The sequence below is a fragment of the Burkholderia sp. SCN-KJ genome (genome assembly GCF_024656005.1).
Taxonomy (GTDB): domain Bacteria; phylum Pseudomonadota; class Gammaproteobacteria; order Burkholderiales; family Burkholderiaceae; genus Burkholderia.
Genome location: NZ_JANKOG010000024.1, coordinates 56,698 through 83,534, shown reverse-complemented (window position 1 = coordinate 83,534; position 26,837 = coordinate 56,698). Strand labels below are relative to the sequence as shown.

The following is a 26,837-nucleotide window of genomic DNA, read 5'->3' as shown; positions in this document are numbered from 1 at the left end:
TTTCACGTGAAACACGCCGCCCGTTTCCCGCCAACCGCCTCACCCGTCAAGCCGTTTTCTTCGCCAGCCCCAGGTACGTTTCGATTACCTGCGGATTCTGTGCCAGCTCGGCGGCCGGCCCTTCCAGCGCAAACTCGCCGGTCTCCAGCACATAACCGTAGTCCGAGATCTGTAGCGCGGCCCGCGCGTTCTGCTCGATCAGCAGCGTCGCGACGCCCGTCCCACGCAACGCGCTGATGATATGAAAAATCTCTTTCACGATCAGCGGCGCCAGTCCGAGGCTCGGTTCGTCCAGCATCAGCAGGTCGGGCTTACCCATCAGCGCACGACCCACCGCAAGCATCTGCCGTTCGCCGCCCGACAGCGTACCGGCCGCCTGCTTGCGCCGCTCCATGAGCCGCGGAAACAGCGCGAACACATGATCGAGCTGGTCGAGGAAGTTCGACTCACCCGCGACCTTGCGGCGATACGCGCCCAGCACGAGGTTGTCCTCGACGGTCATCGTGCTGAACAGCTCGCGCTTTTCCGGCACAAGGCACATTCCGCGCGCGACGCGCTGCTCCACGGGCAATGCGCCTACATCGTTCCCGCGGTAAATGACCTCGCCCGACGCGTGCCCGGTCACCGGCAACGCGCCCATGATCGCGTTCAGCAGCGTCGACTTGCCGGCTCCGTTCGGGCCGATCACGCTGACGATCTGCCCTGCGCCGACCTTGATCGCCGCACCGTGCAGCGCCTCGACCTTTCCGTACCGCACCGCCAGCCCGCGTACCTCGAGAATCGGCATCGTCGTGTCCGTCATCACTCCACCCCGCCCAGATACGCTTCGAGCACCGCCGGATCCTGCTGCACGTCCTGCGGCAGCCCTTCCGCGATCCGCGTGCCGAATTCCATCACCACCAGCCGGTCGGTGAGGTTCATCACGAAATCCATGTCATGTTCCACGAGCAACACGCTCATCCCTTCGGCCTTCAGGCGCCGCAGCAGGTCCGCGAGCTGCTGCTTCTCCTGGTAGCGCAGCCCGGCCGCCGGCTCGTCGAGCAGCAGCAGCGTCGGATCGCAGCACAGCGCGCGCGCGATTTCGAGAATCCGCTGCTGGCCAAGCGCGAGGCTGCCCGCTTCGTCGTACATGTGCTTCTCCAGCCCGACGCGGCGGATCTGCCGTGCCGCTTCAGCCAGCAGCTGCGCTTCCTCATGTGCATTGAGCCGCGCGATGCTGCGCCAGACGCCCGTATGGCCGCGCAAATGCGCGCCGATCGCGACGTTCTCGAGCACCGTCATCGTCGGCAGCAGCTTCACGTGCTGGAACGTCCGGCCGATCCCGCGGCGGACGATCTGGCGCGACGTGAGCCCGTCGATCCGCTCGCCGCGGAACGTGATCGTGCCGCCGGTCGGCTGCAGCACGCCGGTCACGAGGTTGAACGTGGTCGACTTGCCCGCGCCGTTCGGGCCGATCAGGCCGACGATCTGCCCCGCTTTCACGTCGAAACTGACGTCGTTGACGGCCACCAGCCCGCCGAACTGCTTGCGCGCGTTGTCGACCACGAGCAGCGGCTCGCCCGCCACCGGCTTCGCGCGCTGCGGCAACGGGTCGGCATGGTCGGGCACATGCGCGCGCGGCCCGCGTGGAAACAGCTTCGCGACGAACGGCCATACGCCCTGGCGCGCGTACTGCAGCAACAGCACCATCAGCACGCCGAACACGATGATCTCGAAGTTGCCTTCCGAGCCGAGCAGCTTCGGCAACAGCGTCTGCAGGTAGTCCTGCAGCACGGTGAGGATCGCCGCACCGAGCACCGCGCCCCATACGTGCGACACGCCCCCGACCACGGCCATGAACAGGAATTCGATCCCGTGGTTCAGGCCGAACGGGGTCGGGTTCACCGCGCGCTGCAGGTGCGCGTACAGGAAGCCCGATACCGCGGCGAGCACGGCCGCGTAGGTGAAGATCACGACGCGCATCCACGCGGTGTTCACGCCCATCGCTTCGGCCATCACGCCGCCGCCGCGCAGCGCGCGGATCGCGCGGCCGGGCCGGCTGTTGAGCAGGTTCTGCACCGACACGATCGCGGCCAGCACGACGGCCCAGATCAGGAAGTACAGGCTGCGGCCGCTGCCGAGCTCGATGCCGAACAGGTTCAGTGCCGGAATCCCGTTGATCCCGTCGTACTTGCCGAGCAGCTCGAGGTTGCCGAACAGATAGAACAGCGCGAGCCCCCACGCGATCGTGCCGAGCGGCAGGAAATGCCCGGACAGGCGCATCGTGACCGCGCCGAGCACCAGCGCGACGAGCGCCGTCAGCACGACGCCGACGATCAGCGCGAGCCACGGCGACACGCCGTATCGCGTGGTCAGGAATGCGGTCGCATACGCGCCGATGCCGACGAACGCGGCCTGCCCGAAGCTCGTCATCCCGCCGACGCCCGTCAGCAGCACGAGCCCGATCGCGACGATCGCGTAGAGGCCGATGTAGTTCAGCAGCGTGATCCAGTATTCGGGCACCTGCAGCGCGCCGGGCAGCACCGGCAGCGCGAACAGCACCACGAGAAACACCCAGAAGGTCTTGTTGCGTACCATCGTCTTCATCGCGTCACTCCTCTTCCTCTTCCGCATGCGGCGCCGCGAAACTGCGCCACAGCAGCACCGGGATGATCAGCGTGAACACGATCACTTCCTTGTACGCGCTCGCCCAGAACGACGAATACGATTCGAGCACGCCGACCAGCAGCGAGCCGGCGGCCGCGAGCGGATAACTGACCAGCCCGCCGATGATCGCGCCGACGAAACCCTTCAGGCCGATCAGGAAGCCGGAGTCGTAATAGATCGTCGTCAACGGACCGACGAGGATGCCGGACAGCACACCGAGCCCGGCCGCCAGCGTGAATGCGAGCCGCCCTGCTTCGGTCGTGCCGATGCCGACCAGCCGCGCGCCGAGCCGGTTCACCGACGTCGCGCGCAGCGCCTTGCCGGCAATCGTGCGGCCGAAGTACACATAGAGCGCGCCGATCAGCACCAGCGCGGTCACGACCACGAGGATGCTCTGCACCGACACCGTCATGCTGCCGACCGACAGCGACGCATCCGCGAAGCCGTTGGTGCGCGAGCCTTCCGCGCCGAACATCACGAGCCCGAGGCCGACCATCGCGAAATGGACGGCGACCGACACGATCAGCAACAGCAGCGTCGTGCCTTCGGCGATCGGCTGATAGACGAGCCGGTAGACGAACGGCCCCATCGGCACGACGATCGCGAGCGTCAACGCGATCTGCGCAAGCATCGGCAGCGGCTGCGCGGCAAAGCTGCGCGTGATCGCGAACACCGCGAGCGGCAGCAGCACGTAACGGCTGCCGAGCGTCGCGAGCGTGCGGCCGAGCTGATGGCGGCGTTCGCGATGGCGGACCAGGCCGCCGACTTCCAGCAGGAAGCACGCAATGCCCATCACGAACAGCAGCCAGCAGGTGGCGGGAAATTTCTGCGCCTGCAACGCCGCAAGCGTGAGCGCACCGTAGGCGACGAATTCGCCTTGGGGAATGAAGATCACCCGCGTGACGGAAAACACCAGCACGAGCGCCAGCGACAGCAATGCATAAATGGCGCCGGTCGTGATGCCGTCTTGCGCGAGGATCGCCGCAATCGAGAGATCCATACGTTTCGTGTATCGAGAATGCTGCGAAGAAACGGCGACGGGAACGGCCCGCGCGCGGACGGCAAGACCGGGGGTCAGGCGTCGCGTTGCGGGCTTCCCGGCATTCCATGCGGCGCGAGCACGAACCGCCGCGCCGCCGACGGCGCGCACGGCGCCGTTCGCGCCGCGCCCGCCGGTTTCACGTGATGCTTACTCGGCCTGCAGCTTCCACTTGCCGTCGACGATCTGCACCATCACGCGCGCCCGCGTGTCGAAGCCGTTGTGATCGGTCGCCGTCGTGTTGATCACGCCGTGCGACACGGGCAGGTCCTTCACGCTCTCGAGCGACGCGCGCAGCGCCTCGCGGAACGCCTCGGTGCCCGGCTGGCCCTTCTTCAGCGCATCGGGAATCGCACGCTGCAGCAGCAGGCCCGCATCCCATGCATGGCCGCCGAAGGTCGCCAGCGAACCGGCCCCGTACGCCTTTTCGTATGCGGCCTTGTAGCCGAGCGCCGGCTTCTTCACCGGATTCGAATCGGGCAGCTGGTCGGTCACGAGCACCGGGCCGGCCGGCAGGATCTCGCCTTCGCAGTCCTTGCCGCACACGCGCAGGAAATCGTTGTTCGCGACGCCGTGCGTCTGGTACACCTTGCCCTTGTAGCCGCGCTCCTTCAGCGTCTTGGCCGGCAGCGCGGCCGGCGTGCCCGATCCGGCGATCAGCACCGCGTCGGGATTCGAGCCCAACAGCTTCAGCACCTGCCCCATCACCGACGCGTCGGTGCGGTTGAAGCGCTCGTTCGACACGAGCTTCAGGCCGTTCTTCTCGGCCGCCGCGCTGAACGTCTTGTACCAGCTGTCGCCGTACGCATCGGCGAAGCCGATGAAGCCGACCGTCTTCACACCATGCTTCGCCATGTAGCCGGCGATCGCGTCGGCCATCAGCTGGTCGTTCTGCGGCACCTTGAACATCCATGCGCGCTTCGCGTCCATCGGCGAGATGATCTGCGCGCTCGCCGCGAGCGAGATCGTCGGCGTCTTGCCCTGCGACACCGGATCGAGCATCGCGAGCGAGTTCGGCGTGACGGACGAGCCGATGATCGCGTCGACGTGATCCTCGTCGATCAGCTTGCGCACGTTCTGCACCGCGCGGCTCGTGTCGGACGCATCGTCGAGCACGATGTACTGGACGCTCTTGCCCGCGATTTCCTTCGGCAGCAGCGCGATCGTGTTCTTTTCCGGAATCCCGAGCGAGGCGGCCGGCCCGGTGGCCGACAGCGTCACGCCGATCTTCACCTGCGCCGACGCCGTGGCCGCCGCACCCACGAGGCCCGCGGCAAGCAGAACCTCCATCCATCGATTCATCTTCATTTACGTTGTCTCCAAACGCTGCTCGAAAAATCCGTGGGTCGCTCGGGCGGCTCCCGGTCCTCAAACAAGTTAATAAATTAACTATCTCGCCGTACCGCGTCTACGCTCGTTTTCCCGTGAAACGCCGGCGTCGCAATCGAGCCCCGGCGACAGCGCGCACGCACGCGCCGCGGCGCGTTCCGGAACGGTCGTTCGACCGCCACGATGCGCGGCAGCGATGTCGTCAGGATGAAGGGAACGGAGAAACGCAGCGTTGCGCGAGACGCGATCGATGCGAACGCAACGATCGCGGGAAGGTCGGCCGGCCGAGCCTGGTTCGGCTCCGCAAGCGCGCGGCACACGATCGGAAAACCGGCCGCTCATGCGAATCCGAACGACGCGTCGGATGCGAACGCAACGACCGGAGAAGCCGCCGTGCCGGGCAATCGCGCCAGAACGCGCATACCGGCCGCAGGACGGCTCGTGAAGGCCCGGGCATACCGATGCCCCCCCACCGCCGAACGAGCGGCGCCAGCCGCCCCTCGCACCCCGATCCATCGTCCCGCGCTTCTCATCCAACCGCACTCCCTCTTCTGCATTTTGCTTGTAGGAGAACTGCCGACCGTTTTCCCGACCGCACGGTCGGCGAAAGCTGAGTGTAACGGACGCTTTTTGCGCACGCCAACCGGGTAAGCCCGGACGGCATGCGCGTGGCTGCGCGCCAGCGGCGATCGACCGGCAGGATTGGACGAAAAACGGGGGACGGGGGTGAAACGCGAGCGATGCGAGATGAGGTGAGGCAGAACACGGGCGCGCGAAACGCGGCGCCACTCGCCTGCACCATCAATGGAAATTCGCGCACACAAATGAAAAAGCGCTGTTGGATTCCGTCCAACAGCGCTTTGGGGTCCGGGCACTTTGTGCCTCGATTGTCTCCTCGTTCTCCACCTGCAAATTCGTTTCGCGGTGCATCAGAACTGAAACGAAGATTAATGGACCTTTCACCCTGCGACAACTTAGCATTTACCCCTATGGTGCATCGCCGCACGAAAATGGGGCACCAGCCTTGCCGCGCGGCACCGTCCCGAGGCCGCCGCGACGCCCTTCCCGGCCGCGCCGGATGGTGCTTCGCATCAACGCGTCGCCACGCCGCGGCGCGCTGCAATCAGGACGGCCTGAGCGTCTTGACCCGTGCGACCATCTCGCCGACGATCCCGCGCCGGAACGCAAGCACGCATGCGATGAAGATCAGCCCGGTGACGATCGTCGCCGATTCGCCGAGCGAGTGGAACCAGCCGATGCCCGTCATCGACGCTAGCCATTCGCCGATGTCGCCGAGCCGGTCCTCCAGCGCGACGATCAGCGCCGCGCCGAGCAGCGGCCCGAACAGCGTGCCCATCCCGCCGACGAGCGTCATCAGCACGACGAGGCCCGACATCGTCCAGTACGCGTCGGACAGCGTCTCGAAGCCGAGCACCAGCACCTTCAGCGAACCGGCCAGCCCGGCGAGCCCGGCCGACAGGATGAACGCGAGCAGCTTGAAGCGGTCGGTGTCGTAGCCGAGCGAGATCGCGCGCGCCTCGTTTTCCTTGATCGCGACGAGCACCTGGCCGAACGGCGAGTGCACGATGCGCACGATGAACGCGCACGCCGCGACGATCACCGCGAGCACGACGTAGTACAGCGCGACGTCGTTCGACAGGTCGACGACCCCGAACAGATGCCCGCGCGGCACGCCCTGCAGGCCATCCTCGCCGTGCGTGAACGGCGCCTGCAGATAGATGAAATAGACCATCTGCGCGAACGCGAGCGTGATCATCGCGAAGTAGATGCCCTGCCGGCGGATCGCGAACAGGCCGACGACGAGCCCGAGCAGCGTCGCGGCGAAGGTGCCGACGAGCACGCCGAGCTCCGGCGTGAAGCCGAGTGTCTGGATCGTATAGCCGGTCGCGTAGCCGGCGGTCGCGAGGAACATCGCATGGCCGAACGACAGCAGCCCCGTATAGCCGATCAGCAGGTTGAACGCGGCCGCGAACAGCGCGAACGTGAGCACCTTCATCACGAACACCGGATACGCGCCGATGAAGGGGGCGGCGAGCAGTGCGGCGAGCAGCACGCCGTAGAGCACTTTTCTCTGCATCATTTTTCCTTGCCGAATAGGCCAGCCGGGCGGATCAGCAGCACGATCGCCATGATCACGAACACCACCGTGGCCGACGCCTCCGGATAGAACACGCGCGTGAAGCCCTCGATCACGCCAAGCATCAGCCCGGTGATGATCGAGCCGAGGATCGAGCCCATCCCGCCGATCACGACCACCGCGAACACGGTGATGATCATCGGCTGGCCCATCAGCGGCGACACCTGGATCACCGGCGCCGCGAGCACGCCCGCGAATGCCGCGAGCGCGACGCCGAAGCCGTAGGTGAGCGTGATCATCATCGGCACGTTCACGCCGAACGCCTCGACGAGCTTCGGGTTCTCGGTGCCCGCGCGCAGATAGGCGCCCAGGCGCGTCTTCTCGATCACGAACCAGGTCGCGAGACACACCGCGAGCGACGCGACGACCACCCACGCGCGGTAGTTCGGCAGGAACATGAAGCCGAGATTGGTTGCGCCGGACAGCTGCGAAGGCACGTCGTACGGCTGGCCGGACGACCCGTAGACCGAGCGGAACACGCCTTCGACGACGAGCGTAAGGCCGAACGTGAGCAGCAGCCCGTACAGGTGATCGAGCTTGTACAGCCAGCGCAGCATCGAGCGCTCGACCAGGATCCCGAACGCGCCGACGATCAGCGGCGCGAGCGCGAGCATCGCCCAGTACGGCAACCCGAAATACGACAGCCCCATCCACGCGAGCATCGCGCCCAGCATGAACAGCGCGCCGTGCGCGAAGTTGATCACGTTGAGCAGCCCGAAGATCACCGCCAGCCCGAGGCTCAGGATCGCGTAGAACGAGCCGTTGACGAGCCCGAGCAGCAACTGGCTCAGCATCGCCGGCAACGGAATGCCAAAGATTTCCATCGACTTAGCCGTCCGAATGAGTTTCGTTGCGTGCGCAACCGTCATGCCGTCGCGCACGCGGGCGGTGCAGCGGCCACATCGCTGCGGCCGCTGCGGCCGCGCTTACTTCCATGCCGCGCAGCGCGTCTCCTGCTTGGTCGTGAACGCCTGCTCGCCCGGAATCGTCGCGAGCACCTTGTAGTAGTCCCACGGCTCCTTCGATTCCGACGGCTTCTTCACTTCCATCAGGTACATGTCGTGAATCATGCTGCCGTCCTGGCGGATGTAGCCCTTCGCGTAGAAGTCGTTGATCTTCGCCTTCTTCAGCTCGGCCATCACCTTGTCGGAGTCGGTCGTGCCGGCCGCCTGGACTGCCTTCAGGTAGGTCGTCACCGACGAGTAGTCGGCCGCCTGCAGGCTCGACGGCATCTTCTTCATCTTGCCGAAGTAGCGCTGCGCCCACTGGCGCGCCGTCGCGTCGCGGTTCCAGTACCAGCTGTCGGTCAGCACGAGGCCCTGCGTCGTCTCGAGGCCGAGGCTGTGCACGTCGTTGATGAACATCAGCAGCGCGGCGATCTTCATCGTCTTCGTAATGCCGAACTCCTTCGCGGCCTTGATCGAGTTGATCGTGTCGCCGCCCGCGTTCGCGAGGCCGAGGATCTGCGCCTTGGACGACTGCGCCTGCAGCAGGAACGACGAGAAGTCCGACGCCGACAGCGGGTGCCGCACCGTGCCGAGCACCTGGCCGCCGCTCGCCTTCACGACGTCCGACGTGTTCTTCTCGAGCGCCTTGCCGAACGCGTAGTCGGCGGTCAGGAAGAACCAGCTCTTGCCGCCCTGCTTCACCACCGCCGAGCCGGTGCCCTTCGCGAGCGCCATCGTGTCGTATGCGTAGTGGACCGTGTACGGCGTGCACTGCTCGTTGGTCAGCGTGTCGGCGCCCGCGCCGATGTTGATGTAGACCTTCTTCTTCTCGGCCGCGACCTGGTTCATCGACAGCGCGGTCGCGGAGTTCGTGCCGCCGACCAGCAGGTCGAGCCCGCCGCGGTCCATCCATTCGCGCGCCTTCGACGCGGCGATGTCCGCCTTGTTCTGGTGATCGGCATAGACGACCTCGATCGGCTTGCCGAGCACCTTGCCGCCGAAGTCGGCGACCGCCATCCGGATCGCCTCGAGGCCGCCCTGCCCGTCGATGTCCGCGTACAGCCCCGACATGTCGGTGATGAAGCCGATCTTCACGCTATCCGCGGCGTGTGCGGCGCCGGCGGTGAACGCTGCGGTCGCGACCGCCAGGCACGCGTGTGCGAGGGTCTTCATTTTCATTGACGTCTCCTGTTGTTCTGATGCGTTGTGGTTGTTCGTAGGCCGCCACGGCTAGCGGCAAGAGAAACGGGGCGGCGTCACACCCCGAGCAGGTCGTGAAGGATCGGCATCTTGCCTTCCAGTTCGGATGAGCGGAAATGCTCGACGATGCGGCCATGTTCCATCACGTAGAAGCGATCGGCGAGCGGCGCGGCGAAGCGGAAATTCTGTTCGACCATCACGACCGTGTAGCCGCGCGCCTTCAGCGCGACGATCATGCGCGCGAGCGCCTGCACGATTACCGGCGCGAGGCCTTCGGAAATTTCATCGAGCAGCAGCAGGTTCGCGCCGGTGCGCAGGATCCGCGCCACCGCGAGCATCTGCTGCTCGCCGCCGGACAGCCGCGTGCCCTGGCTCTGCCGGCGCGACGCGAGGTTCGGGAACATCGCGTAGATCTCGTCGAGCGACATCGCGTGCTCGCGCGGGCCGATCGGCGGCGGCAGCATCAGGTTCTCCTCGCACGACAGGCTCGAGAAGATTCCGCGCTCCTCCGGGCAATAGCCGACGCCGAAATGCGCGATGCGGTGCGTCGCGAGGCCGATCGTCTCGTTGCCCGAAACCTTGATCGAGCCGCTGCGGCGGCCGGTGAGGCCCATGATCGCGCGCAGCGTCGTGGTGCGGCCCGCGCCGTTGCGGCCGAGCAGCGTGACGACCTCGCCGCGATGAACGCTCAGGTCGACACCGTGCAATATGTGGGATTCCCCGTACCAGGCCTCGAGGCCCGTGATCTCCAGCGCGGGCGTGCCGCTCTCGACGCCGCTCAATTCGCGTTCCTCCCGTTCGCTGTGCTTCATGCGTGCGCCCCCGCGAGCGCCGCATCGGCGCTGCCCATGTAGGCCTCGATCACCAGCGGATTCTTCGACACTTCCGCATACGAGCCCTCGGCCAGCACCTCGCCGCGTTGCAGGACGGTGATCGTGTCGGAGATGCCCGCGATCACGTTCATGTTGTGCTCGACCATCAGGATCGTGCGGCCGCTCGCCACCTTCTTGATCAGCGCGGTCACGCGATCGACGTCCTCGTGGCCCATCCCTTGCGTGGGCTCGTCGAGCAGCATCAGTTCGGGTTCCATCGCGAGCGTCGTCGCGATCTCGAGCGCGCGCTTGCGGCCGTATGCGAGTTCGACCGTCGGCACGTGCGCGAAATCGGTGAGGCCGACCTGCGTGAGGAGATCCATCGCGCGATCGTCGAGGCGCCGCAACGTGCGCTCGCTGCGCCAGAAATGGAATTCGGTCCCGAGCGCGCGCTGCAGGCCGATGCGCACGTTCTGCAACGCAGTCAAGTGCGGGAATACCGCCGAGATCTGGAAGGAACGGATGATGCCGCGCCGCGCGACCTGCGCGGGCCGCTCGTCGGTGATGTCGATGCCGTTGAAGACGATCTGGCCGGCCGTCGGTGTCAGGAACTTGGTCAGCAGGTTGAAGCAGGTGGTCTTGCCCGCGCCGTTCGGTCCGATCAACGCATGGATCGCGCCGCGCCGCACACGCAGGTTGACACCGTTCACGGCGGTGAAGCCCCTGAATTCCTTCGTCAGTCCGCGTGTTTCGAGAATCGTGTCGCCGAGAATCATGTTCCCTTCCGTACGAAGTCAGGCGAAGCACCGGGAGGATTCGCGCAAGCGACCGCGAACGAGTCCGCGGATCAGCGGGCTGCCCCCGGGGCGCCGTATTACGCCTCGAGGGTGGTCTCCCGCGCCGACGCGTATGCACACTGCGCAACATTGTCGCGCCGTTGGTGCAGTGCAATCATCGGGATTTGCACTTATAGGGCTGGCTGCCATATCGGGCGCGGCTGAGCGCGAATTTTCGACGCGCTTTTTTGACACGTGCATCATCGAGGTGCGCATGCTCGCATCGGACGTGCCTGATTGAACGCATGCATGTGACGCTGCGCGTCATGTCGTCGCGCAAAAAAAGCCGCGTGACATAAGCGATAAGCGAGTGGGCGAAGCAATTGCCGTGCGCATCGCCGGCCCGTGTCATTGTGATGCTCGCGCGTCACCTTTGCTTCGCATAGCGAAACAGCGGGCGCTCGGATGACAGCCCGCTGTCGCGCGTGTCAGCGTGGCGTCACGCAGCCGTCATCGCCGCATCCGTTCCTGCGTGCGTCGCGTCGTGCGCCGCGCGTCGATCGGCGCGAATCATGTCGCTTGCGCGCTCGGCGATCATCAGCGTCGGCGAATTCGTGTTGCCCGACGTGATGAACGGCATCACCGATGCGTCGACGATCCGCAGCCCGGCGATGCCGCGCACGCGCAGCCGGCTGTCGACGACGGCACGCGCGTCGTCCGCGCGCCCCATCCGGCACGTACCGACCGGATGGAAGATCGTCGTGCCGACCGCGCCCGCCGCTTCGATCAGTTCGGCTTCGGTCCGGTATCGCGCGCCCGGCAGGATCTCCTCCGGACGGTAGCGCGCGAGCGCCGGCGCGGATGCGATGCGGCGCGTGAGACGCAGCGCGTTCGCGGCGACCTGGCGATCGTGGTCGGTCGACAGATAGTTCGGTGCGATCGACGGCGCCACGCCGGCATCGGGGCTCGCGATATGCACGCTGCCGCGCGAGCTCGGCCGCAGATGGCAGACGGACGCCGTAAAGGCGTTGAAGCTGTGCAGCGGCTCGCCGAAGCGCTCGAGCGACAGCGGCTGCACGTGATATTCGAGATCGGGGCGCGTGAGCGCGGGATCGTCGGGATCGGATTTTGCGAACGCGCCGAGCTGCGACGGCGCCATCGACATCGGCCCGCGTTGCAGCAGCGCGTATTCCGCGCCGATCATCAGCTTGCCCCACCAGTGCGCGGACAGCGTGTTCAACGTGCGCACGCCTTCGACGCGAAACGCCATCCGCAGCTGCAGGTGATCCTGCAGGTTCTCGCCGACGCCCGGCAGATCCTGCACGACGTCGATGCCGAGCGCCTGCAGCCGTGCGCCCGCACCGATGCCCGACAGTTCGAGCAGCTGCGGCGAATTCATCGCGCCGGCGGTCAGCAGCACTTCGGCGCGTGCGTGCGCGACGTAGTCGGTGCCGCCGCCGCGATACTCGACGCCGACCGCGCGCCGCCCGTCGAAGATCACGCGCTGCGCATGCGCGCCGGTGATCACGGTCAGGTTCGGGCGCGTCATCGCGGGCCGCAGGAACGCCTTTGACGTATTCCAGCGCACGCCGCGCTTCTGGTTCACCTCGAAATAGCCGACCCCGGTGTTGTCGCCGCGGTTGAAATCGTCGGTCGCCGGGATGCCCGTCTGCTGCGCGGCCTGCGCGAACGATTCGAGGATCTCCCAGCGCAGCCGCTGCTTCTCGACGCGCCAGTAGCCACCTGCGCCGTGTGCGTCGCTCGCACCCGCGTGGTGGTCCTCGCTGCGCTTGAAGATCGGCAGCACGCTGTCCCACGACCAGCCCGCGTCGCCGGTTTCCTGCGCCCAGCTGTCGTAATCCTCGCGCTGGCCGCGCATGTAGATCATCCCGTTGATCGACGAGCAGCCACCGAGCACGCGACCGCGCGGATACGACAGTGCGCGGCCGTTGAGCGCCGCCTCCGGCTGTGTCTTGTACAGCCAGTCCGTGCGTGGATTGCCGATGCAGTACAGATAGCCGACCGGGATGTGGATCCAGTGATAGTCGTCCTTGCCGCCCGCTTCGAGCAGCAGCACGCGGATCTCGGGATCCTCGGTCAGGCGGTTCGCGAGCACGCAGCCTGCGGTGCCCGCGCCGACGATCACGTAATCGAATTCGCCCTCGAGCGTGCGTTGAGTCGTCACGACGTGTCTCCTGTCGACCCGAGTTAGCGCTTCAGCGCTTACTCGGGTCCCATGGCGTGGTTGGATGGAGTTGGCGCTTCAGCGCTTACTCCATCCCCACGGCGGTCGACCCGAGTTAGCGCTTCAGCGCTTACTCGGGTCCCATGGCGTGGCTGGATGGAGTTGGCGCTTCAGCGCTTACTCGTGCCCCATGCAAAGCGCATTGTTGTGTCCCGCGCGGCGCAATCCCGCGCGTCGTTTTCAGCATAGTGCGTCGCAGGCGACGCGATCGATGAAGCGTACTCCGCCTGCCGTCCACCGATCCAATGAGTTATGCTGAACTGCGTTATAAGCTGCGCTCATATCACGACGATGGATCTCACCCTGCTCCGTGCGTTCGCGACGGTCGCCCGCGAAGGCAACCTGACGCGCGCCGCCGTGCAGTTGCACCTGACGCAGCCGGCCGTCAGCCTGCAGATCAAGCATCTGCAGGAAACGCTCGGCGTCACGCTGTTCACGCGCACGTCGCGCGGGCTCGCGCTCACACGCGACGGCCAGACGCTGCTGCCGCACGCGGAGCGCGCGCTGGCCGCAGCCGCCGACGTGCAGCGCGCCGCTGCCGCGCTGCGGCACGAGGTGCGCGGCCGGTTGCGGATCGGCACGATCCTCGACCCCGGTTTCCTGCGGCTCGGCGGCTTCCTGCGCGCGCTGGTCGAAACCCATCCACAGATCGAAACCGCGCTGCGGCACGGGATGTCCGGCTGGGTGCTGGAGCAGGTGCGCGCGCGGGCGCTCGACGTCGGCTACTACATCGGCCGGCCCGGCGAGGACGAGCCGCGCGACGACACGCTGTTCCACACGGTCACGCTCACGCGTTTCCAGTATCGCGTGCTCGCGCCGGCCGGCTGGAAGGAGCGCGTGCAGCGCGCGCACGACTGGCGCGCACTCGCCGCGTTGCCGTGGATCTGGACGCCGCCGGCGTCCGCCCATCACCGGCTGCTGTCGCGGCTGTTCGCGGCGGCCGGCGCGCAGCCGGTGAAGGTCGCCGAGGTCGACCAGGAGCAGTCGATGCTCGATCTCGTGAAATCGGGGATCGGGTTGACGCTCGCGCGGGACTCGACCGCGCTGGCTGAAGCGCACGCGCACGCGCTGACGATCGTCGAACGCGTGACGGTGCCGACCGAGCTGACCTTCGTGGCGCTCGTCGAACGGCGCGACGAACCGGCAATCGCGGCCGCGCTGCGACTGATCGAGACGCAGTGGGCGATATGAGTGCGCCTGATGTCGGTGTGACGGGTCCCGCAGTGGACTTTTGCGCCTGACGCTTCTCGCTATTCCTGCTCCTCGGCGTCCCTGGATTCCTGGGTGCCTGTGTCTCCTGCGGATCTTGCGAAACGCAAATCGCCAACACACCCGCGCATAACCAGCGAAATCACATACGAGCCCCAATCGCACGCTCCGCGTCGCGTTGCCGCGCGCCGGTCGCTCGTCACGCCACCATCGCAGGCTTTTTGCTAGATTGTCCGTTCGCACACCGCGAGACCCCTGATTGAAGGAGACCCGCATGGCCCGCAACATCGAGATCAAAGCCCGCGCCCGCGAATTCGACCAGCTGCGCGAACGCGCCGCGACGCTCGCAACCGAAGCACCGCTCTTCTACCGCCAGCAGGATTTCTTCTACGACGTGCCGCGCGGCCGGCTGAAGCTGCGCCGCTTCGAAGACGGCACGCCGGCCGAACTGATCTTCTACCAGCGCGACGATCGCGACGGACCGAAAGCGTCGTACTACACGCGCAGCCCGGTGACGAACCCGGACGCGATGCACTCGCTGCTTGCGACCGCACTGACCACGCGCGGCATCGTGACGAAGGAACGGCACGTGTACCTCGTCGGCCGCACGCGGATCCACCTCGACCGCGTCGACGGCCTCGGCGACTTCATCGAACTGGAAGTGGTGCTCGGCCCCGACGACGACGAAGCCGGCGGCGAAGCCGAGGCGCACGACGTATTCGCGAAGCTCGGCGTGGCGCACGAGGATCTCGTCGCGGTCGCGTACGTCGACCTGCTGAACGCCGACGCGCAATCCGAAGCGGCCTGATCGAGCCCTATCCGCGGCGCCGCCTTGCGCCCCGCTGCCAGCCCCGCCGCCGCGTCACGCGGCGCCGGGCGCCAGGTGCGCGAGCGGCAGCGCGCCATTGCGCTTGAACGTCGTCAGCACGATGTTCGAGCGCACGCTGTCGACGCCCGGCACGCGCATCAGCTTCTTCATCACGAACTGCGACAGCGCGTTGAGATCCGGCGCGACGATCCGCAGCAGATAGTCGGCATCGCCGACCACCGCATGGCATTCGAGCACCTCGGGCAGCACGTCGATCTGCTGCTGGAACTGCTCGATGATCGAATCGCCGTGGTGCTTGAGCTTGAGGCTCGTGAACGCGGTGACGCCGAGCCCGAGCTTTTCGGGGCGCAACATCACGCGATAGCCTTCGATCACGCCGGCCGCCTCGAGCCGCTGCAGCCGCCGGCCGATCTGCGACGGCGACAGCGGCACCTCCTCGCCGAGCTGCTGGTGCGTCGCGCGGCCGAAGCGCTGCAGCACGTCGAGAAGCGCGAGATCGAAGTGATCGAGTTCCAGCATGAGCATTCTCCGCATTGATTCCGATTTTGATGCGCGATTATCGCATCATCAAGCGAATCAACGCCATCTTTGCGCCCATTCCGCATGTCCCCCGCTCTACACTTGCATGGTTCCCATCACAGCGTGCAGAGCCCTCACCATGTCCACCGTCGTCACCGCGAAACTGCAGGAGCAGTTCGATGCGGGCCTCGAAACCCGCGCCGATTTCACCATCGACCAGCCGCTCGAACGCTACGGCCAGGTCGACCACGCGGTGTGGCGGCAGCTCTATGCGCGCCAGTCGGCGCTGCTGCGCGGTCGCGCGTGCGACGCGTTCGTCGCCGGGCTCGGGAAGATCGAGCTGCCGGCCGATCGCGTGCCGTCGTTCGCCGACGTGAACCGCCAGCTGAAGCCGGCCACCGGCTGGGAAATCGTCGCGGTGCCGGGCCTCGTGCCCGATCGCGTGTTCTTCGAGCACCTCGCGAACCGGCGGTTTCCGGTCACCTGGTGGATGCGCCGCCCGGACCAGCTCGACTACCTGCAGGAACCCGACTGCTTCCACGACCTGTTCGGCCACGTGCCGCTGCTGATCGAACCGGTGTTCGCCGACTACATGCAGGCCTACGGCCGCACCGCGCTCGCGGTCGCGGACGACGAAGCGGCGCTCGCGCGGCTCGCGCGCCTCTACTGGTATACGGTGGAATTCGGCCTGATCCGCGATCCGCGCGGCACGAACGGGCTGTCGATCTACGGCGCCGGGATCGTGTCGAGCAAGGGCGAGAGCCTCTACAGTCTCGAAAGCGCGGCGCCGAACCGGCTCGGTTTCGACCTCGAGCGCGTGATGCGCACGCGGTACCGGATCGACACGTTCCAGAAGACCTACTTCGTGATCGACGACTTCGCGCAGCTGTTCGCGCTGGCCGACGTCGACGGCCGCGCGCTGGCCGACCGGCTGGCCGCGCTGCCCGAATTCGCGGCCGGCGCGGTATGCGATGGCGATCTCGTGCTGCATCGCGGCACGGGCGAAGGCTGGCCGGACGACGCGGACGCATAAGGCCGCGGGCCACGCCGGCGTGATTCGCGCGCCGGCGCCCGCCTTCGGATGGCCGTCGCCGGATGGCCGTCCCCGGATGGCCGTCGCCGGATGCCCGTCGCCGGATGCCCGTCGCCCAACTATGAAACAATGACCGGTACCGGCTTTGCCGCGTGGCCTTTGCCCGCGTGCGGGCGCCGTTACCGAACGAGGTGCAACATGATCCACAAGCTCACATCAGAAGAACGCAAGACCCGGCTCGAAGGCCTGCCGCACTGGACGGCCGTGCCGGGCCGCGACGCGATCCAGCGCAGCCTGCGCTTCGCCGATTTCAACGAGGCCTTCGGCTTCATGACGCGCGTCGCGATCAAGGCGCAGGAAATGAACCACCATCCGGAATGGTTCAACGTATACAACCGCGTCGACGTGACGCTGTCGACCCACGACGCGGACGGCCTGACCGAGCGCGACATCGCGCTCGCGACGTTCATCGACCAGGTGTGCGCGCACACCCAACCGGCCGCCTGAGGTCGTCCTCTACCGCCGCGCGTCTTTCGACGCGCGGCGCGTCAACTTTTCATTTCGATGAACGTTTTCTAGGATGTACTCAGCGAAAGCCTTCAACTTTCCAAGCCATCCTTAAGGCGCACGTAAGTCTCGTACGCTTTCCGCGCCCTGGGGTCCAAACCTTCCAGTTGCAGCGCGCTTGCGCGCTGTACAATCAGCAGCGCATACGGCTTGGAGAGCGCGCTGGCCTCTTCGCAGAGCTTGAGTTCGTCGCCGCTCGACGGCGAGCGGGCGCGCCAGAAATTGATCGCGGCTTCGAGGTCGTGGATCGAAATATCGGACATGATTGGATTTAATCGTTCGCTGGCCGCCATGCTTGATGTCAGGCGATGCGGCGCCCCTGTGGAAACGGCGTCGTGCTGTCCGCGTGCCTGAACCGCCAACCCATTGTACTTGAGCGAACTTCATGCGACTCCTTCTGATCGAAGACGACCGCCCCATCGCACGCGGTATCCAGAGCAGCCTCGAGCAGGCTGGCTTCACCGTCGACATGGTGCATGACGGCATCTTTGCCGAACAGGCGCTGGCACAGAACCGCCACGAACTCGTGATCCTCGACCTCGGCCTGCCGGGCATCGACGGGATGACGCTGCTCACGCGTTTCCGCCAGACCAACCGCCATACGCCGGTCATCGTGCTGACCGCGCGCGACGAGCTGAACGACCGGATTCAGGGCCTGAACTCCGGCGCCGACGACTACATGCTCAAGCCGTTCGAGCCGGCCGAGCTCGAAGCGCGCATCCGCGCGGTGATGCGCCGCAGCGGCCCGCACAGCGACATGCCGCGTCCGGAAGTGTCGCTCGGCGGCGTCCGCCTGTCGGGCGTCGATCGCCGCATCTTCAACGACGACAAGCCGCTCGAACTGTCGCCGCGCGAATTCGCGGTGCTGGAAATGCTGCTGCTGCGCCACGGCCGCGTCGTCAGCAAGGCCCAGCTGCAGGATCACCTCACGCACTTCGGCGGCGATCTCGGCGACACCGCGATCGAAGTCTACGTGCACCGCGTGCGCAAGAAACTCGAGCAGTGCCGCGTCGAAATCGTCACGGTGCGCGGCTTCGGCTATCTGCTGCAGGAAATCCGCCAGACCGCGAGCGTCTGAGCGGCGCCGCACGCCGGCCGGCCGCGTGCCGCCGGCGAGCCGCCCTGCCCGCGTCGCCGTCCGGCGCACGTCCGCGCCGCTCCCCGTGAGCGGCGCTTATCCATTTGCCCGTCGAAATGTCTTCTGATCCGGCTGTGACCACCAGCCTGCGCCGCTCGCTGCTCCGGCGCCTCGCCGCGCCGCTGTCGATGCTCGCGCTGATGAGCGGCCTGATCGCCTACTGGCTCGCGTGGCAATACACGCAACACGTGATCGACCGCTCGCTCGCCGACCTCGCGACCGCCATCTCCAAACAGATCCAGATCGCCGGCCCCGACGCGCCGTTCACGGTGCCGCCGCTCGCGCAGGCGATGTTCTCCGATCCGGCCGAGGCGCTGATCTATCGGATCAGCGACGGCGAGCAGGAACTCGCCGGTGATCCGAAGCTGCCGCTGCGGGGCATCAACGTGCGCCGCATGCATCACGCGTACGTGTTCGAGGCCGAGTACGACAACCGCGCGGTGCGGGTCGCGCAGGTGCGCGTCGAGGAAGTCGACGGCGGCCGGCCGATGGTGGTCGAGGTCGCGCAGCCGGTGCGGCACCGCTACCGGATCGCGGCCGAATTCCTCGTCGCGATCATGATGCCGCTGCTGCTGCTGCTGCTCGCGGGTTGGGGCATCGTGTGGCGCGTCGTGAACCAGCAGCTCGGCCCGCTCACGCATCTCGCCGATTCGCTGAACCGGCAGACCCACACGTCGCTGGAGCCGGTCGACGAAACCGACGTGCCGCTCGAGATCCGGCCGCTGACGAGCGCGATGAACGCGCTGCTCGGCCGCCTGAAGACCGCGCTCGACGCGCAGCGCAAGTTCATCGCCGACGCCGCGCACCAGCTGCGCACGCCGCTCACGGCCGTGAAGCTGCATGCCGAGCAGGCCGCCGTCGCGCGCGACCCGCAGCAGACCTATGCCGCGGTGCGCGAACTGCGCGCGGCCGCCGACCGCGCGGTGCGGCTGTCGAACCAGCTGCTGTCGCTCGCGCGCGCGGAGCCGGGCGAACAGGCCGCGCGTTTCGTCGACGTCGACCTGGCCGCGATGGCATTCGAGACGGGTGCCGAATGGGTGCCGCGCGCGCTCGCGTCGCATGTCGACCTCGGCTTCCAGCGCAGCGACGATCCCGGCGAGGACGAAACGCTGAACGTGCGCGGCAACCCCGTGCTGCTGCGCGAGGTGATCGCGAACCTGCTCGACAATGCGTTGAAATACGTGCCGCTCGCCCGGCCGGACGGGGCACGGATCACGGTGAACGTCGCGCGCAGCGCGCTCGAGACCGGCGAGCCGGCCGCCGAGATCGTCGTCGAGGACAACGGCCCGGGCGTGCCGGCCAATCAGCAGGCCGACCTGTTCAAGCGCTTCTTCCGCGGCGACGCGCAAAGCGGCAACGGCGTCGAGACGGGCGCCGGGCTCGGGCTCGCGATCGTGCACGACATCATCGCGATGCACGGCGGCACGGTGTCGTACGAGGATGCATCGGAAGGCGGTTCGCGCTTCGTGGTGCGGGTGCCGCTCGCCAAGCGCACCGGGAAGCCGGCGAGCGAGACGCCGGCCGCCGCGCCGACGCACTGAGGCACGCGCGGCGAACCCTCATCAGGCTGGATGGACGGCCGCGCGGCGGCCATCCGGCGGTGAAGCAGCCGCGCGCGATGCGCGGCCTCACCGGTCACTTCTTCTTTTTCTTGTCCTTCGCGCCGGACTCGGACTTGCCGTCCTTCCTGTCCTTCTTCTTTTTCTTCTTGCCGTCGTCGTCCGGCGTGGCGAGCAGCGTGCCGCGGCATGCGATCGCGCCGCAATGGCACGCGTATTCCCGCTTGAGTTTCTTCGTCAGCTTCTCGTCGATCACGAGGCCGTAGTCGTAGAACAGCTCTTCTTCCGGCCCGATGTCGCGCAGTGCGTGGATGAACACGCGGCCCTTGATCTCCTCGGCCTCGCAGTTCGGCGCGCACGAATGGTTGATCCAGCGCGCGCTGTTGCCGTCGATCTTGCCGTCGATCACCCCGCCCTCTTCCAGTGCGAAGTAGAACGTATGGTTCGGCTCGTTCGGGTCGTGCGGATGGCGGCGCAGCGCTTCCTTCCACGAAATTCGCTCGCCCTTGTATTCCACTACGCGTTCGCCGGCCTTGATCGGCTCCACCGCGAACACGCCCTTGCCGTGAACTCCCGAGCGGCGTACCGCGATCCTGCGTGAACTCATCGAACGAATCCTTTGAAGACGACTTGAATGGAAGACGGCCGCGCTGTCGTTTGCTCGGCCCTGCGTCGCGCAAAACGAAAACGCGGCACCGGTCGGTGCCGCGTCGGGACATGCGGCGAATCACCCGCATCCTACACGTTCAAGATTGCTTCGCTCAACATCGCGCGCAATATTGCGCGCATGACGCTCAGCGCTGGCCGAATGCGATGTCGCCGAACAACGCCTTGTGCTCGCGCGGCTGCGAACGCCAGTACTGCGGCGGCGCCGACACCTGCGCACCGAGCTCGGCAGCCGCATGCCACGGCCAGCGCGGGTCGTACAGCATCGCGCGCGCCATCGCGACGAAATCGGCATCGCCCGACTCGATCAGCCGGTTCGCATGCGCGGGATCGTTGATCAGGCCGACCGCGATCGTCGGCATCCCGACCGCGCGCTTCACCGCCTGCGCGAACGGCACCTGGTAACCGGGCGACAGCGGAATCTTCTGCAGCGGCGATACGCCGCCGGACGACACGTCGATCCAGTCGCAGCCGCGCTGCTTCAGCTCGTGCGCAAACGCGATCGTGTCCTCGAGTTCCCAGCCGCCCTCGACCCAGTCGGTCGCCGACACGCGCACGCCGACCGGCCGGTCCGCCGGAAACACCGCGCGCACGATCTCGAAGATCTCGAGCGGAAAGCGCATCCGGTTTTCGCGCGAGCCGCCGTATTCGTCGGTACGCTGGTTCGCAAGCGGCGACAGGAACTGATGCAGCAGGTAGCCGTGCGCCGCGTGCACCTCGATCGCATCGATGCCGAGGCGCGCGGCACGCTTCGCGGCGGCGGCGAACGCGTCGCGGATCCGGTTCAGGCCGGCCGCGTCGAGTGCGAGCGGCGGCGTCTCGCCGTCCTTGTGCGGGAGGGCCGACGGCGCATGCGGCAGCCAGCCGCCATCGGCGACGGACACGAGCTGGCCGCCCTTCCACGGCACCTCGCTCGACGCCTTGCGCCCCGCGTGCGACAGCTGCATCGCGACGCGGACCGGCGAATGCTTGCGGATCGCCGCCAGCACGGGCTTGAGCGCTGCTTCGGTCGCGTCGTCCCACAAACCGAGGTCGCCGGCCGTGATGCGCCCGTCGGGTTCGACCGCGGTCGCTTCGATGCAGAGCAGGCCCGCACCGGACAGCGCGAGATGGCCGAGGTGAATCATGTGCCAGTCGGTTGCCTCGCCGCGCTCGGCCGAGTACTGGCACATCGGGGAGATCACGATCCGGTTCGGAAGGGTCACGCCGCGCAGCGTGAACGGAGAAAACAGCGCAGTCATGGATGCCGCTCGCCAGGAAAGGGAAACAGCGGACGAGCGTAGCATGCGGGCTCGAAGCCTGCTGGCGGCCGGTTCGGCAGTAAGCGGATGGTCAGGTAGCGCCGCCGCGCCGCCGGCAGCGATGCCGCGCGCACGCGGCATGCGGCGGTGCGCCGGCCGGCACGGCCTGCGGGCCGGTCACGCGCGGTGCCGCTCGCTCGGGATCAAAGCCCGACGCTGTCGAGCCACTCCGCGAACATGCGTCGCGCGGCCGCCTCCAGCGCGGGACCGTGCTGCACGGTGTCGGCGCGCAGCTGGCGTGCGTCGATGCCGGGCGTCGACGCGATTTCGCCGGCGTTGCCGATCAGCCAGGGTTCGAAGCGGTCGGCACGGATTTCGGGATGGCATTGCAGCGCCAGCACGTGCTGCCCCCATGCGAACGCCTGGTGGCGGCAGGCCGGTGTCGAGGCGAGATGGATCGCGCCGCCCGGCAGATCGAACGTATCGCCGTGCCAGTGCAGCATCGAGGTCGCCGCGCCGTCGAGATGGCGCAGCGGCGACGCGCGGCCCGCGTCGGTGAGCGTCAGCGGCGCCCAGCCGAGTTCCTTCTGCGCAGCCGGATAGACGCGCGCACCGAGCGCGCAGGCGATGAACTGCGCGCCAAGGCAGATACCGAGGATCGGCAGCCCGGCGTCGATGCGCTGGCGCACGAGCGCCGTGAGCGGCGCGATCGACGGATACTGCGCGTCCTCGTACACGCTGAGCGGCCCGCCGAGCATCACGAGCAGCGCCGGCTTGAGCGCGTCGAGCACCTCGACGCGCGACGCGCCGACGTCGACGTAGCGCACCCGCCGCCCGCGCTCCCCGAGCACCTGCTCGAAGCTGCCGAGGTCCTCGAAATGCACGTGGCGGATCGCCACCACTTCAGCGTTCATCATCGGCCTCCCGGTCGATCGACGGACGTCAGCCGGCGAACACCTTCCAGGTCTTCTTTTGCGTTGCCGCGTCGCCTTCTTCGTGCACCGAACAGTCGAGACGCAGATCGCTGTCGGCCATCGACAGGTCGAGCGCCGCGCAGTAATGCACGGTCTTCTTCGACTGCTTGCCCGGCTGGAAATGCGCGCACGTCAGGCACATACGCTGCGGCGGCGTCGCACCGGCCACCTGCAGTTCGCGCAGCGTCTTCAGCAGCGCGCGGTACAGCGTGCCCTGCTCGTCCGCGCCGAGCTTGCCGACCGCCTTCGTCAGGAATTCCGGCCATTGCAGCGCCTTCTTCGCAGCGGTACGGCCGCGGGCCGACAGGCGCACGGCAAGCGCGCGGCCGTCGTCCAGTGCGCGCCGCTTCTCGACGAGCCCCTTCGTCTCGAGCGTGCTGACCGCATCGCTGGTGGTCGCAGCCGTGAGCTGCGTCTCGCGCGCGATCTCGCCGAGCCGCATCGGGCCCTTGCGTTGCAGCAGCAGCACGAGGATCTCGCCCTGCGTCGGCGTGAGGCCCGCGCCTTCCGCCCAATCCCATGCCTGGCTTCGCATGGCCGTACTCAACCGCAGCAAGCTGTGGGTCACACGTCCCGAAGCCTGATTCCCGTAAACGCCTTCGCTCATAGTCTTTTCGCTTTGCCGCCGCCCGGATTGCCGAGCAGCCGTAGTGTGGAGATCGAATGTCTATCTCAAAACAGACGCTCGTTGAGGAGCGTCGACACGGCCGTCGCGAGGCACACGCGGCGGTCGCGTTCGCGGCGACCGGTGAGACACTGGTCGTTCCGGTGTCCGCAAAGCCGACATTCTAAGCGAGAGCGGAAAATCGCACAGCTAAGTTATCCCCTTCATTCTGTGGAAAATCGCTGGATAACCGGATTTTTTCGTTGTGCCGGCAATCTCTGCCGGCCTCACGGCGCAACGCGCAAACATTTTCCTGTTCGAATCGGCCATCGTGCGGCTGGTGGCGATCCACCGGGTTATCCATACCGCAGTGCGTTGACTTTGCAGCGGAATATCCAGTTATCCACAGATTTTCAGGAGGACTGGCGACGCGGAACGCCCGAATCGGCGTCGACCGGCATTCAGCGAATCGCCGCGCGGTCGAGCCTGTAATCTGCAAAACATTTTTTCATTCACGCCAGCGCAGGCACTGCTGGCGGACCGTCTCGTTCAGCGATTTTTCCTGTTTGAAAACGGTTCTCAACCACGATGCGTCATTCACGCGCGCCTGCGCGAGCGCACCGATCTCGTCGAGTGCCGCGCGCGAGCCGAGCGCGGCCGCATGCGGCGCGATCCGGTCGAGCGTGTCGAGGATGTCTTCGGCGATCGTGCGGCGCTCACCTGTCTGAGGATTGACACAGGTGCCCTCGAGCCCGAAGCGGCATGCTTCGAAACGGTTGAATGTGTAGACGAGATAGTCGTCCTCCGACAGCTTCAGCGGCCGGTCGGTCAGCAGGTAGCGCGCGAGCGTCTGGATGTAGCACGCGATCGCGGCCGCGCGGTCGACCGACAGCGGCGTGTCCATCACGCGCACCTCGATCGTGCCGTAGCCGGGCTTCGGCCGGATGTCCCAGTAAAAGTCCTTCATCGAGTTGACGACGCCCGTGTTGACCATCTTCGTGAAGTACTCCTCGAAGCTGTCCCAGGTCAGCACGAACGGCGCGCGGCCCGACAGCGGGAACGCGAACACCGAATTCAGGCGCGCCGAATGGAAGCCGGTGTCGACGTTCTGCACGAACGGCGACGACGCGGACAGCGCGATGAAGTGCGGAATGAAGCGCGACATCGAGTGCAGCAGGAACAGCGCGCTGTCCGGATCGGGACAGCCGATGTGCACGTGCTGGCCGAACACGGTGAACTGCTTCGCGAGATAGCCGTACAGCTCGGAGATGTACTGGAAGCGCGGCGCGTCGTAGATCTGCCGGTCGCTCCATTGCTGGAACGCGTGCGTGCCGCCGCCGGCGAGCCCGACGTTGAGCTGGTCGGCCGCCTTCACGAGCACGTCGCGGATCGCGTGCAGCTCGGAGACCGCCTGCTCGTGCGAATGGCAGATGCCGGTCGACAGCTCGATCATGCTCTCGGTGATTTCCGGCGTGATGTTGCCGGGGAAGGTCTCGCCCTGGATCAGGCGCATCAGGTCGGATGCAGCCTTGGTGAGGTCGTAGTTGTGCGTGTTGACGACCTGGATCTCCAGTTCGACGCCGAACGTGAACGGTTCGGAATTGACGAAGGTTTCGAGTGCCATGGCAGGTTCCGGAATCAGTTTCTGTCGCTGCGTTCGCTGACCGCCGACAGGCAGCGGTAGACGACGAACGGGCTGACGAGCTGCAGGATCACGATCGTGCACATCACGATCGCGCGCAGGTGCGGGTCGAAATTCGGATAGAGCTGGTAGGTGTCGTCGACGAGCAGGTACGACAGCGCGGACATCGGTGTCAGCGCGATGCCGAGCGCGACGCCCTGCTTCATCCCGAGCCCGCTCGGCTTCGCGAACGCGACGACGCCGGCGAGCTTCGCGGCGAGCCGTGTGACGATCAGCGCGATCGCGAGCAGGCCGCCGAGCGCGATGTCGCCCCACGTGAACGACGTGAGCGTCAGCACGAACAGGATCACCGTCAGCAGCCAGCCGGCCGTGCCGAAATGCTCGGGCCACAGCTGCGGCCGCGCTTCGAGGTTCTTCACGATGATGCCGGCGAGCAGCAGCGTGAGCAGCGTCGACAGCTTCAGCGCCTGCGCGACCGCGATCGCGAGCATCACGAGCCCGAACAGCGCGACGAACGAATGCTCGTCGCGCATCGTCGCGGTCATGTGACGGAACAGGTAATTGCACGCCCGCGCGACCAGGTACGCGACGATGAACGAACCGGCGATCAGGTAGGCGGGTTGCAGGATCGTCGCGAAAACGTTCCCGTACGCTTCCTGGTGGAGCCAGCTCGTGACGAGCTTGGTCAGCACGATCGCGTACACGCTGTTCAGCGCGGTCAGCGTGATGAGGCGCTGCGACACCTGCCCTTCCGCGCGCAGCTCGGTCTTGAGCTGGATCACCATCGACGGCGACGTCGCGATCGCGATCGCCGACAACACGAGCGCGACCATGCCCGACACACCGAGCGCGAGCATCACGAACAGCACGAGCACGAACGTCAGCGTCGCCTCGGCCAGGCTCGACGCAACGAGCCACGGATTGCGGCGGATCCATTTCAGGTCGAGGCGGCTGCCGAGCTCGAACAGCAGCAGGCCGAGCGCGACGTCGATCAGCAGCCGCGAGGTTTCGTCGGTACTCGCGTCGATCACGCCGAATCCGAACGAACCGGCGATGAGACCGATCACCGCATAGCCGGTGATGCGCGGCAGCCGCCATGCGCGATAGCACAGCTCGCCACACAGACCGGCCGCGAACAACGCGAGCCCGGCCCAGAACACAGCATCCGGCGCGAGCGGCCAATTGGGCAGGAATGAGAACGCCGACTTCATCGTGGTGACTTCTCCTTTGGAAGCAATCGCCAGCGGCGCGGGTCAAGCGTCAGAAATGAGATGCGCGCCGGCTGGGTATCGCCCCGAGTGTGATTGTTGTGGTCGACGACGGCGGGACATGGGATCCGCCACTTTCCGCCATCCGGCGGAACTGTCGTTCAGGCTGCCGATCTGGATTGTCGGCCTGGTGTGTGAACGGACTGCGCAGTCTCGATGATTCAGATTCGAAATCGAGCCGACCGTTCCATTGAAGCATGTCCGGCGCTTGGCCGAACGAACGCGAAGGAAACCGATTGTGCCACAGCTTTTTCGCTCCGGAACCGATCGAATCGACTCGCGGCGCTGTGAGGCGCCACAGGTCTTTGGTTTCAATGGTTTACTTGTATATATACGTAGTAGAAGTTAACAAGGCGCTCACAGTTCTGTGGATAACTTCGGTTTACGCAACAAGATCAAGGCGTTGGCGCGGCCATAACCCGTTGCACAGGCTGTT

General features: G+C 66.5%; 24 protein-coding genes. 6 read left to right on the top strand and 18 right to left on the bottom strand.

Going from position 1 to position 26,837, the window contains the following annotated elements; genetic code table 11:
• Positions 1 to 46: 46 nt before the first annotated feature.
• From NQV17_RS30460 to NQV17_RS30415, 10 genes are all read right to left on the bottom strand, one after another.
• Positions 47 to 802: an ABC transporter ATP-binding protein gene (locus tag NQV17_RS30460; RefSeq protein ID WP_257775118.1), complete on the bottom strand. Its 756-nt coding sequence runs from the start codon at positions 800 to 802 to the stop codon at positions 47 to 49.
• Positions 802 to 2,586 carry an ATP-binding cassette domain-containing protein gene (locus NQV17_RS30455; RefSeq protein WP_257775117.1) on the bottom strand — a complete coding sequence of 595 codons (1,785 nt, stop codon included), beginning with the start codon at positions 2,584 to 2,586 and terminating at the stop codon, positions 802 to 804. Before NQV17_RS30455 ends, NQV17_RS30460 begins: the two co-directional genes overlap by 1 nt.
• A gap of 4 nt (positions 2,587 to 2,590) precedes the next feature.
• Positions 2,591 to 3,646: a branched-chain amino acid ABC transporter permease gene (locus NQV17_RS30450; RefSeq protein WP_124520445.1), complete on the bottom strand. Its 1,056-nt coding sequence runs from the start codon at positions 3,644 to 3,646 to the stop codon at positions 2,591 to 2,593.
• Positions 3,647 to 3,835: 189 nt separating this feature from the next.
• Positions 3,836 to 4,993 (bottom strand): ABC transporter substrate-binding protein, encoded by a 1,158-nt coding sequence (locus NQV17_RS30445; RefSeq protein WP_044845229.1) that lies wholly within the window; start codon positions 4,991 to 4,993, stop codon positions 3,836 to 3,838.
• 1,144 nt (positions 4,994 to 6,137) lie between these two features.
• Positions 6,138 to 7,112 carry a branched-chain amino acid ABC transporter permease gene (locus tag NQV17_RS30440; RefSeq protein ID WP_044845249.1) on the bottom strand — a complete coding sequence of 325 codons (975 nt, stop codon included), beginning with the start codon at positions 7,110 to 7,112 and terminating at the stop codon, positions 6,138 to 6,140.
• Entirely contained in the window at positions 7,112 to 7,996 is an 885-nt protein-coding gene (locus tag NQV17_RS30435; protein WP_044845228.1) for a branched-chain amino acid ABC transporter permease, read from the bottom strand. Before NQV17_RS30435 ends, NQV17_RS30440 begins: the two co-directional genes overlap by 1 nt.
• A 102-nt stretch (positions 7,997 to 8,098) precedes the next feature.
• On the bottom strand, positions 8,099 to 9,298 hold the full coding sequence (locus NQV17_RS30430; RefSeq protein WP_044845227.1) for an ABC transporter substrate-binding protein: 1,200 nt from the start codon (positions 9,296 to 9,298) through the stop codon (positions 8,099 to 8,101).
• Between the two features lie 77 nt (positions 9,299 to 9,375).
• Positions 9,376 to 10,131 (bottom strand): ABC transporter ATP-binding protein, encoded by a 756-nt coding sequence (locus NQV17_RS30425; RefSeq protein ID WP_044845226.1) that lies wholly within the window; start codon positions 10,129 to 10,131, stop codon positions 9,376 to 9,378.
• Complete coding sequence (locus NQV17_RS30420; protein ID WP_040142748.1) at positions 10,128 to 10,907, bottom strand: ABC transporter ATP-binding protein; 780 nt, start codon at positions 10,905 to 10,907, stop codon at positions 10,128 to 10,130. Before NQV17_RS30420 ends, NQV17_RS30425 begins: the two co-directional genes overlap by 4 nt.
• Positions 10,908 to 11,406: 499 nt before the next feature.
• Entirely contained in the window at positions 11,407 to 13,092 is a 1,686-nt protein-coding gene (locus NQV17_RS30415) for a GMC family oxidoreductase (protein ID WP_257775116.1), read from the bottom strand.
• A gap of 351 nt (positions 13,093 to 13,443) precedes the next feature.
• Between NQV17_RS30415 and NQV17_RS30410 the strand changes: the two genes are divergently transcribed.
• Positions 13,444 to 14,343: a LysR family transcriptional regulator gene (locus NQV17_RS30410; RefSeq protein WP_044845224.1), complete on the top strand. Its 900-nt coding sequence runs from the start codon at positions 13,444 to 13,446 to the stop codon at positions 14,341 to 14,343.
• A 292-nt stretch (positions 14,344 to 14,635) separates the two neighbouring features.
• A complete protein-coding gene (locus tag NQV17_RS30405) occupies positions 14,636 to 15,169 on the top strand; it encodes a class IV adenylate cyclase (RefSeq protein WP_257775114.1) in 534 nt (177 codons plus the stop codon).
• A 54-nt stretch (positions 15,170 to 15,223) separates the two neighbouring features.
• Here NQV17_RS30405 and NQV17_RS30400 read toward each other — a convergent pair whose 3' ends face one another.
• Positions 15,224 to 15,709, bottom strand: coding sequence for an Lrp/AsnC family transcriptional regulator (locus tag NQV17_RS30400; protein WP_006408082.1), 486 nt, complete (start codon positions 15,707 to 15,709; stop codon positions 15,224 to 15,226).
• Between the two features lie 139 nt (positions 15,710 to 15,848).
• On the opposite strand from NQV17_RS30400, the gene phhA reads away from it, so the two are divergent.
• Positions 15,849 to 16,742 (top strand): phenylalanine 4-monooxygenase, encoded by an 894-nt coding sequence (gene phhA, locus NQV17_RS30395; protein WP_257775113.1) that lies wholly within the window; start codon positions 15,849 to 15,851, stop codon positions 16,740 to 16,742.
• A 198-nt stretch (positions 16,743 to 16,940) separates the two neighbouring features.
• A complete protein-coding gene (locus tag NQV17_RS30390; RefSeq protein WP_044845221.1) occupies positions 16,941 to 17,249 on the top strand; it encodes a 4a-hydroxytetrahydrobiopterin dehydratase in 309 nt (102 codons plus the stop codon).
• A 92-nt stretch (positions 17,250 to 17,341) separates the two neighbouring features.
• Here NQV17_RS30390 and NQV17_RS30385 read toward each other — a convergent pair whose 3' ends face one another.
• A complete protein-coding gene (locus tag NQV17_RS30385; RefSeq protein WP_044845220.1) occupies positions 17,342 to 17,572 on the bottom strand; it encodes a DUF3717 domain-containing protein in 231 nt (76 codons plus the stop codon).
• Between the two features lie 122 nt (positions 17,573 to 17,694).
• Between NQV17_RS30385 and NQV17_RS30380 the strand changes: the two genes are divergently transcribed.
• Together NQV17_RS30380 and NQV17_RS30375 are read left to right on the top strand one after the other, a co-directional pair.
• Positions 17,695 to 18,387 carry a response regulator transcription factor gene (locus NQV17_RS30380; protein WP_006401494.1) on the top strand — a complete coding sequence of 231 codons (693 nt, stop codon included), beginning with the start codon at positions 17,695 to 17,697 and terminating at the stop codon, positions 18,385 to 18,387.
• Between the two features lie 116 nt (positions 18,388 to 18,503).
• Positions 18,504 to 19,988, top strand: a complete 1,485-nt coding sequence (locus NQV17_RS30375) for a sensor histidine kinase (RefSeq protein ID WP_257775111.1) — start codon at positions 18,504 to 18,506, stop codon at positions 19,986 to 19,988.
• A 94-nt stretch (positions 19,989 to 20,082) separates the two neighbouring features.
• On the opposite strand, the gene NQV17_RS30370 is transcribed toward NQV17_RS30375, so the two are convergent.
• The 6 genes from NQV17_RS30370 to NQV17_RS30345 all read right to left on the bottom strand — a co-directional run bounded on the left by NQV17_RS30370 (position 20,083) and on the right by NQV17_RS30345 (position 26,344).
• Complete coding sequence (locus NQV17_RS30370) at positions 20,083 to 20,613, bottom strand: SET domain-containing protein (RefSeq protein ID WP_257775110.1); 531 nt, start codon at positions 20,611 to 20,613, stop codon at positions 20,083 to 20,085.
• 187 nt (positions 20,614 to 20,800) lie between these two features.
• Complete coding sequence (locus NQV17_RS30365) at positions 20,801 to 21,913, bottom strand: NADH:flavin oxidoreductase/NADH oxidase (RefSeq protein WP_257775109.1); 1,113 nt, start codon at positions 21,911 to 21,913, stop codon at positions 20,801 to 20,803.
• A 203-nt stretch (positions 21,914 to 22,116) separates the two neighbouring features.
• Positions 22,117 to 22,827: a glutamine amidotransferase gene (locus NQV17_RS30360; RefSeq protein WP_257775130.1), complete on the bottom strand. Its 711-nt coding sequence runs from the start codon at positions 22,825 to 22,827 to the stop codon at positions 22,117 to 22,119.
• A gap of 28 nt (positions 22,828 to 22,855) precedes the next feature.
• Positions 22,856 to 23,494 (bottom strand): MarR family winged helix-turn-helix transcriptional regulator, encoded by a 639-nt coding sequence (locus NQV17_RS30355; protein WP_257775108.1) that lies wholly within the window; start codon positions 23,492 to 23,494, stop codon positions 22,856 to 22,858.
• A 505-nt stretch (positions 23,495 to 23,999) separates the two neighbouring features.
• Entirely contained in the window at positions 24,000 to 25,115 is a 1,116-nt protein-coding gene (locus NQV17_RS30350; RefSeq protein ID WP_021160413.1) for a YbdK family carboxylate-amine ligase, read from the bottom strand.
• A gap of 14 nt (positions 25,116 to 25,129) precedes the next feature.
• Entirely contained in the window at positions 25,130 to 26,344 is a 1,215-nt protein-coding gene (locus tag NQV17_RS30345) for a cation:proton antiporter (RefSeq protein WP_257775107.1), read from the bottom strand.
• Between the last annotated feature and the right edge of the window lie 493 nt (positions 26,345 to 26,837).

Coding starts and splice junctions, on each gene's coding strand:
- NQV17_RS30440 (WP_044845249.1), bottom strand. CDS start 7,112: ATGCAGAGAAAAGTGCTCTACGGCGTGCTGCTCGCCGCACTGCTCGCC.
- NQV17_RS30405 (WP_257775114.1), top strand. CDS start 14,636: ATGGCCCGCAACATCGAGATCAAAGCCCGCGCCCGCGAATTCGACCAG.
- NQV17_RS30375 (WP_257775111.1), top strand. CDS start 18,504: ATGTCTTCTGATCCGGCTGTGACCACCAGCCTGCGCCGCTCGCTGCTC.
- NQV17_RS30380 (WP_006401494.1), top strand. CDS start 17,695: ATGCGACTCCTTCTGATCGAAGACGACCGCCCCATCGCACGCGGTATC.
- NQV17_RS30445 (WP_044845229.1), bottom strand. CDS start 4,993: ATGAAGATGAATCGATGGATGGAGGTTCTGCTTGCCGCGGGCCTCGTG.
- NQV17_RS30345 (WP_257775107.1), bottom strand. CDS start 26,344: ATGAAGTCGGCGTTCTCATTCCTGCCCAATTGGCCGCTCGCGCCGGAT.
- NQV17_RS30385 (WP_044845220.1), bottom strand. CDS start 17,572: ATGTCCGATATTTCGATCCACGACCTCGAAGCCGCGATCAATTTCTGG.
- NQV17_RS30400 (WP_006408082.1), bottom strand. CDS start 15,709: ATGCTGGAACTCGATCACTTCGATCTCGCGCTTCTCGACGTGCTGCAG.
- NQV17_RS30390 (WP_044845221.1), top strand. CDS start 16,941: ATGATCCACAAGCTCACATCAGAAGAACGCAAGACCCGGCTCGAAGGC.
- NQV17_RS30355 (WP_257775108.1), bottom strand. CDS start 23,494: ATGAGCGAAGGCGTTTACGGGAATCAGGCTTCGGGACGTGTGACCCAC.
- NQV17_RS30365 (WP_257775109.1), bottom strand. CDS start 21,913: ATGACTGCGCTGTTTTCTCCGTTCACGCTGCGCGGCGTGACCCTTCCG.
- NQV17_RS30450 (WP_124520445.1), bottom strand. CDS start 3,646: ATGGATCTCTCGATTGCGGCGATCCTCGCGCAAGACGGCATCACGACC.
- NQV17_RS30455 (WP_257775117.1), bottom strand. CDS start 2,586: ATGAAGACGATGGTACGCAACAAGACCTTCTGGGTGTTTCTCGTGGTG.
- NQV17_RS30420 (WP_040142748.1), bottom strand. CDS start 10,907: ATGATTCTCGGCGACACGATTCTCGAAACACGCGGACTGACGAAGGAA.
- NQV17_RS30410 (WP_044845224.1), top strand. CDS start 13,444: ATGGATCTCACCCTGCTCCGTGCGTTCGCGACGGTCGCCCGCGAAGGC.
- phhA (WP_257775113.1), top strand. CDS start 15,849: ATGTCCACCGTCGTCACCGCGAAACTGCAGGAGCAGTTCGATGCGGGC.
- NQV17_RS30435 (WP_044845228.1), bottom strand. CDS start 7,996: ATGGAAATCTTTGGCATTCCGTTGCCGGCGATGCTGAGCCAGTTGCTG.
- NQV17_RS30350 (WP_021160413.1), bottom strand. CDS start 25,115: ATGGCACTCGAAACCTTCGTCAATTCCGAACCGTTCACGTTCGGCGTC.
- NQV17_RS30425 (WP_044845226.1), bottom strand. CDS start 10,131: ATGAAGCACAGCGAACGGGAGGAACGCGAATTGAGCGGCGTCGAGAGC.
- NQV17_RS30370 (WP_257775110.1), bottom strand. CDS start 20,613: ATGAGTTCACGCAGGATCGCGGTACGCCGCTCGGGAGTTCACGGCAAG.
- NQV17_RS30460 (WP_257775118.1), bottom strand. CDS start 802: ATGACGGACACGACGATGCCGATTCTCGAGGTACGCGGGCTGGCGGTG.
- NQV17_RS30430 (WP_044845227.1), bottom strand. CDS start 9,298: ATGAAAATGAAGACCCTCGCACACGCGTGCCTGGCGGTCGCGACCGCA.
- NQV17_RS30360 (WP_257775130.1), bottom strand. CDS start 22,827: ATGAACGCTGAAGTGGTGGCGATCCGCCACGTGCATTTCGAGGACCTC.